Source organism: Microvirga arsenatis (genome assembly GCF_009910705.1).
In the GTDB taxonomy this organism is placed as follows: Bacteria; Pseudomonadota; Alphaproteobacteria; order Rhizobiales; family Beijerinckiaceae; genus Microvirga; species Microvirga arsenatis.
The window spans coordinates 1-5095 of sequence record NZ_JAAAXJ010000047.1; the positions used below are offsets into that span (position 1 = coordinate 1).

Consider the following 5095-nt stretch of genomic DNA (forward strand, 5'->3'; position numbering starts at 1 on the left):
CCCACGCTCCGACAACCGGAGCTGCGATGAGGAGTAAAGCGATGATTGAGACGGTCCCAGTTGTCACGCCGACAGCATGCAAAATGCCATCTGCAATGACCTCTTCCCTATCGTAATCCCACTTCAAGGTCGCGACCTCTGCAAAAAAGATAGAGTTCAATGTGCTGCCGGCCCCTGTCACTATGAGATGGCCTCCGTGTCTGAACCTGCTAGGGCGACGCCCCGCTCCACACGCCAGTAGCCATTTTGTTGTTGAGCAAGATCATTTCAGCATAAGATATTTGATTAAACTCGGAACCAAGTGGCAAGTGCCACCACAAGTGAACTCGTGGTTCGATTGCGGCTGCCTCTGCAGCAAGTCAGATCAATGCTTGCGAGCCTGCACCAGGTAAACGGATACAGTCGTCTTTCGGAGCGTCTTACAAGCCTCCAAGCGATGCAACCCCTCGATTAGGACAAAACGTTTGCCGTCAGCCCGTACAAGGATAGGTGCCTCTTGTCCCTTTGCCAGCATGCTCTCGGCAAGAGCTTGAACTTTCTGCGGATCGAGTGTCTGACGGCGCTGTACAGGAACATAGACATCCTCGACTGCAACGATCTGCTTCTTCATCACTTCTGCGGCTCCAGCATTGGGTCCTGTTCAACAGGAGCTTAGGCGCACCGGCTAAATTGTATAGGATCTGCCTCAGCATGAGACGTTCACGCCGGAGTTTGGTTCTCTTCATGAGAATCTAAGCGCGGACGGTCTGGCAGCTTGTCACGAACAGTGAACCAATGGCCCCTAGATGGGACTGCTGATTTTGAGGCGAGCGATCGATCTTCACGGATGGCTTGTCTCGGACGCAGGACTTCCTGATCGGCTTCGACTTCTGAACGCAGGTGTCAGAGTTCAACCACCTTCTGGGCTGCCATGCCGCGATGAGCATCGAGATTGGCCAGTTGATCAGCCATAGTCTGATTCCTCTGCGTCTTTTACTCACGCATCCAATGGTAAGTCCATCATCTAAGCACGTTCAATCAGCAGGCGGGCCAGCGTCTTGGCCAAGCGCTCATTCTGCTCAACGGGTTCAGGCGTCACGCCGTGCCATTCATGGGCTCGAAGCGCCCAGGCGATGTCGGAAAGACTTCCGAGAGGCTCATGCGGCCAAGCTGGCTCGCCGGTTGGCGTCAAGATCATGAACTGCCGGGAAGCCTTCATGCCGACACGAGCGACGTAGAGAATCTCATGGCACCGTCGAAGCAATAAGACCGGTTCGTAAATTTGGGATTCGCGGAAAAACGCTTCGCCGTCGCTCAAATCTCGAAACTCCAGGCTCTGATTTCGCTCTCGCGCACGGCACGCTCGCCGAACCGGGCCGATTTGATGCGGTATGACACCTCGCCAGTCCGGCCGGCTGACATCGACCGTACGACCTCGTAGATGCCGCTTGAACTGGCGCGTCCATTTGAGAAGTTCGGATGGGCGATACGACCCAACTGGTGAACTTTAAACCTGTGGAACATTGGTCGCTTTCCTTGCTGGGTGAGTTTGACTAGGTCTCGTTCGCACGAGACAGATAGCTGTGACCCGCTACTTCCGTGATTTGCGGGCAGCGTAACGAGCGTCACGGGCAGCCTTGCGCTTGGCTTCCAGCCTGACTTCGTTCTCTGCCCTTTCGGCGGCCACGCGCTTATCTTGTTCCGCTTGTTCTGCTGCAAGGGCTTCACGCTCCGCCGTAATGCGAGCGTTCTCGGCAAGGCGCCGAGCTTCCCGCTCAGCTACACGGGCCTCTCTAGCGGCGCCGACGGCTACCCGAGCAGCCCGGCGTTCAGCAACCGCAGGGTCATCAGGGCCAGGCCGCTGCCGGAACTTGGCCGCCATAGCCTTCTTTGCGTCCCTGGCGGCACTCAGCCGTTCGCTCAAATCTTTCTGCTTCATTCTTCTCATTGATCTCAATACGTCCGCATGATCTGATCTGTGCTGGCTACCTGACACGCCTGATGCTGATGATGGTGCCCTCTGGCAGGGAGCCCTGCTCTTGCTGAGCTTGGGCAATCATGCCGACGGCCCAGGTATCGTTCGCCTTCGCAGGATCGTCAATCCACAGATAGGCCGTGCGCCCATCGTCATAGTTCACCAGGAACATGACCGATTTCGCAGGCGGAGTTTTCCGAAATGTGTTCATAGCTTCCTCGTCAGCTTTGTCATCGACCGATGGAGCCTTGCAAAGAAAAAGCCGCTCCACCCGGGAACGGCTCCGTAGGCGGCGCTTATGAGTTGCGCCCCAACATCCTCAGGCCTTCTGGATTTTGTTGACGGCGATCTTACCGGAGCGGCGATCTTCCGCCGTGTCGAAGGAGACCTTCTGGCCTTCGACGAGGTTGCGCATGCCGGCACGCTCAAGGGCCGTGGCATGGACGAACACGTCTTTGTCGCCGTTGTCAGGCTGAATGAAGCCGAAGCCCTTCATGTCGTTGTAGAACTTTACAGTGCCCATAATCATAGGGATAATCTTTCGCGGTTGCTGCATATGCACGTGAGGGAAGGCGCGCGAAAGCGCGACCTCACTCGGTTAGTCGATGTTTGGAACGAGGGTCTGAACGTGCGCTTGGCAGAGCCGACAGCGAAACGGCCCGATTGTCCGGCCAAAGTCGATAAAAGATATATAAAGAATTAGTCGGGCTTTTACAAGAGAACGACCCGGGGTTTCTCGAAGAGCAAGGGATGAAGAATCTTCTTCCCTATTTTGCTTTCCCATGACGGCCTTGAAGTTTCCAAGGACGAGCCCAAAATCTTCCGATCTCACCGGGAATGACTATAATCGCGGGGAGGAATTGCTCTGCTACAGGCATCAGCCGGGTGAACTCAGCTCCGCTCGCCGAGCGGCGGGGCGGTTCAGCTTAAACGAGCGAACGTGAAATCTTCTCGATTGGAATGCGGGGGCGGCCAGCTCTCTCCGCGATGGCGTTGTCCTGCTCCTCGATGACTCTCCGGGCGGGCTCGTCGCCGTCGAGACCATCTAGGACGGAGCGCGGGACACGCCGGTTCGAGCTGCGGGAGCCATCCTCATAGAGAACGTCAAAGAGGGCATAGCCGCTCTCAACGGGCTTTGACTTCTTGCGGACCAATGTTCGTATTCCTTTGATGCTGGACGCCCCCAGATGATCCATAGGCCAAAGCGGAGAAGCCGCCCCAAGCCGGGGCGGCCTCTGCTGCGAAATTAGTGACCAGAGGGTTTGATCAGACCGTCTTCAGGTTTCCTGCCGACTCCTTGCCGATGCGGCGGTCTGATTCGACATCATAGGAGACCTTCTGACCCTCAACCAGACCACGCAGACCGGCGCGCTCCAGCGCAGACACTATGGACGAAAACGTCCTTACCACCGTTGTCAGGCTGAATGAAGCCATAGCCCTTTGTTTCGTTGTAAAATTTCACGGTGCCTGTTGCCATGGCGATTTACTTTCCCTGCTGATGAGCGGTCTAGACCAAGACGCATCTGCGCCTTGGTTCGATGAGTATCGATACTTGGGGAGATCGCCCGTGCAGATGCACGGTTAGGCACAGCAGCTCAGTCGTCGGCCAGTCTCGATGCCTAGAGGTTGTTATGGACCTGGCCCCTACCGATTGAGAGCACCGAACTAGGACGCCTTCCCTTGTGAACTGAATCAGTTCGTCAACTAAGAGCACCTAACAAAACCGGCGTGAGTGGGTTGGTTTGGCATGGCCAACCCTCTTGTTTCCAATGCTATCTGAGCAGCGATCAAGCCGCTCCTGCCGCCCGAACCGGCCAAGCCCAGAGGAGGCCGGCCGCGGGTTGGTGACCGCGCTGCCTTGGCCGGTATCCTCTTTGCCCTGCGCTCCGGCATCCCCTGGGAGATGCTGCCTTTTGAGACCGGCTGCTCGGGCATGACGTGCTGCCGGCGGCTCCGCGACTGGCAGGCGGCTGGTGTGTGGGCGCACCTGGCTGATGCCGACAAGCTCGACGGGAGCCGCGCCGCCCTCGCCTCATCATCCAGTGCGGCTAAAAACGGGGCGCTGCCACTGGCCCAAACCCGACCGATCGCGGCAAACCGGGCACGAAGCGCCAGGCTGTGGTCGCTCGCGAGGGCACGCCACACGGCCTGAGCCTGAGTGAGGCGAACCGACACGACAGCCTGACGCTTGCACCCACCCTCGATGCCGTGCCGCCGGTGCGCCATGGGCGCGGGACGTCCCAGGTGCAGGCCTCATAAGCTGCACGCCGACAAGGCTTATGACCATCGCCGCTGCCGGGCCGAATGCCAACGGCGCTCCATTGTGCCCAGGATTGTCCGCCACAGTGTGGCCGTCAGCGAGCAACTGGGACGCTACCGGTGGGTGAGGGAGCGCACACCGGCCTGGCTCAATCGCTTCCGCCGTCTCACCAGCCGCTATGAACGACGCGAGGACATCTCTCTGGCCTTCACCACACTTGGATGCGCGCTCATCTGCTCCAACCAATGCAATCGGTTTTGTTAGGCATTCTAAGTCTGGAGATCCATCTAGCCAACGGTCACGCACCGGCAGATGTACGCAGCTCTATCACCACCAATAGGAGAATCGACTGCAGAGCACCCAGAGCCGATTAATTGACGAGTATTTATTTCGGCGATAGATTTTGAGGAATTGACATGGCATTGATGCTGGTAGGATTTAACTCAGATTAAGGCGTGAGATGATCAACGGTGATGTCATGACTTTTTAAAATATGGGGAGGGGAGATCACCATGCCGCATTACTATTTTGATATATATCTGGGACCGAATTTTTTACCCGATGAAGATGGCCAAGACTGCGAAAATCTAGATGTAGCCGAAATGGAAGCTACAAGCACCGCTTTTGATCTCGGGCTCAGTCACATGCTGAATCGCGATGTCCGGGATATTCGGATTGCAGTCAAGGATGATGATCGGCAGCAGATGCTGAACATTGTCATATCGATGAAATCGGAGCGGATAGGGTTGCCTGCGGGCCAAGAGATCTCTCTATGACAGCAAAGCGGCAAATAAAAGCGGGCGATCCGAGAGGCCTCACACGCTATATGCACCTGCGCCACTTCCTGCAGGTGTCTCGATCAGTCTGTCTGTCAGATACGA

Annotated in this window: 8 protein-coding genes and 2 pseudogenes; 2 read left to right on the top strand and 8 right to left on the bottom strand. The window is 56.8% G+C overall.

Annotation, left to right across the window (positions count from 1 at the left end; all coding sequences use genetic code 11):
• Positions 1–364: 364 nt before the first annotated feature.
• From GR303_RS24000 to GR303_RS24035, 8 genes and pseudogenes are all read right to left on the bottom strand, one after another.
• Entirely contained in the window at positions 365–610 is a 246-nt protein-coding gene (locus GR303_RS24000) for a ParB N-terminal domain-containing protein (protein WP_161726960.1), read from the bottom strand.
• 393 nt (positions 611–1003) lie between these two features.
• A complete protein-coding gene (locus GR303_RS24005; RefSeq protein ID WP_161726961.1) occupies positions 1004–1297 on the bottom strand; it encodes a hypothetical protein in 294 nt (97 codons plus the stop codon).
• Positions 1294–1503, bottom strand: a complete 210-nt coding sequence (locus GR303_RS24010; protein WP_161726963.1) for a hypothetical protein — start codon at positions 1501–1503, stop codon at positions 1294–1296. The genes GR303_RS24005 and GR303_RS24010 overlap by 4 nt, the downstream gene beginning before the upstream one ends.
• Positions 1504–1570: 67 nt before the next feature.
• Positions 1571–1918: a DUF6481 family protein gene (locus tag GR303_RS24015; RefSeq protein ID WP_246205885.1), complete on the bottom strand. Its 348-nt coding sequence runs from the start codon at positions 1916–1918 to the stop codon at positions 1571–1573.
• A 46-nt stretch (positions 1919–1964) separates the two neighbouring features.
• Positions 1965–2165: a hypothetical protein gene (locus tag GR303_RS24020; RefSeq protein WP_161726967.1), complete on the bottom strand. Its 201-nt coding sequence runs from the start codon at positions 2163–2165 to the stop codon at positions 1965–1967.
• Between the two features lie 108 nt (positions 2166–2273).
• Positions 2274–2483 carry a cold-shock protein gene (locus tag GR303_RS24025; protein WP_161726969.1) on the bottom strand — a complete coding sequence of 70 codons (210 nt, stop codon included), beginning with the start codon at positions 2481–2483 and terminating at the stop codon, positions 2274–2276.
• A 397-nt stretch (positions 2484–2880) separates the two neighbouring features.
• Positions 2881–3108, bottom strand: coding sequence for a hypothetical protein (locus tag GR303_RS24030; RefSeq protein WP_246205886.1), 228 nt, complete (start codon positions 3106–3108; stop codon positions 2881–2883).
• Positions 3109–3220: 112 nt separating this feature from the next.
• Positions 3221–3431 (bottom strand): annotated as a pseudogene (locus tag GR303_RS24035) (cold-shock protein).
• A gap of 309 nt (positions 3432–3740) precedes the next feature.
• On the opposite strand from GR303_RS24035, the pseudogene GR303_RS24040 reads away from it, so the two are divergent.
• Both GR303_RS24040 and GR303_RS24045 read left to right on the top strand, forming a co-directional pair.
• Positions 3741–4478 (top strand): annotated as a pseudogene (locus GR303_RS24040) (IS5 family transposase).
• A gap of 248 nt (positions 4479–4726) precedes the next feature.
• A complete protein-coding gene (locus GR303_RS24045; RefSeq protein ID WP_161726971.1) occupies positions 4727–4990 on the top strand; it encodes a DUF6894 family protein in 264 nt (87 codons plus the stop codon).
• Positions 4991–5095: the final 105 nt, after the last annotated feature.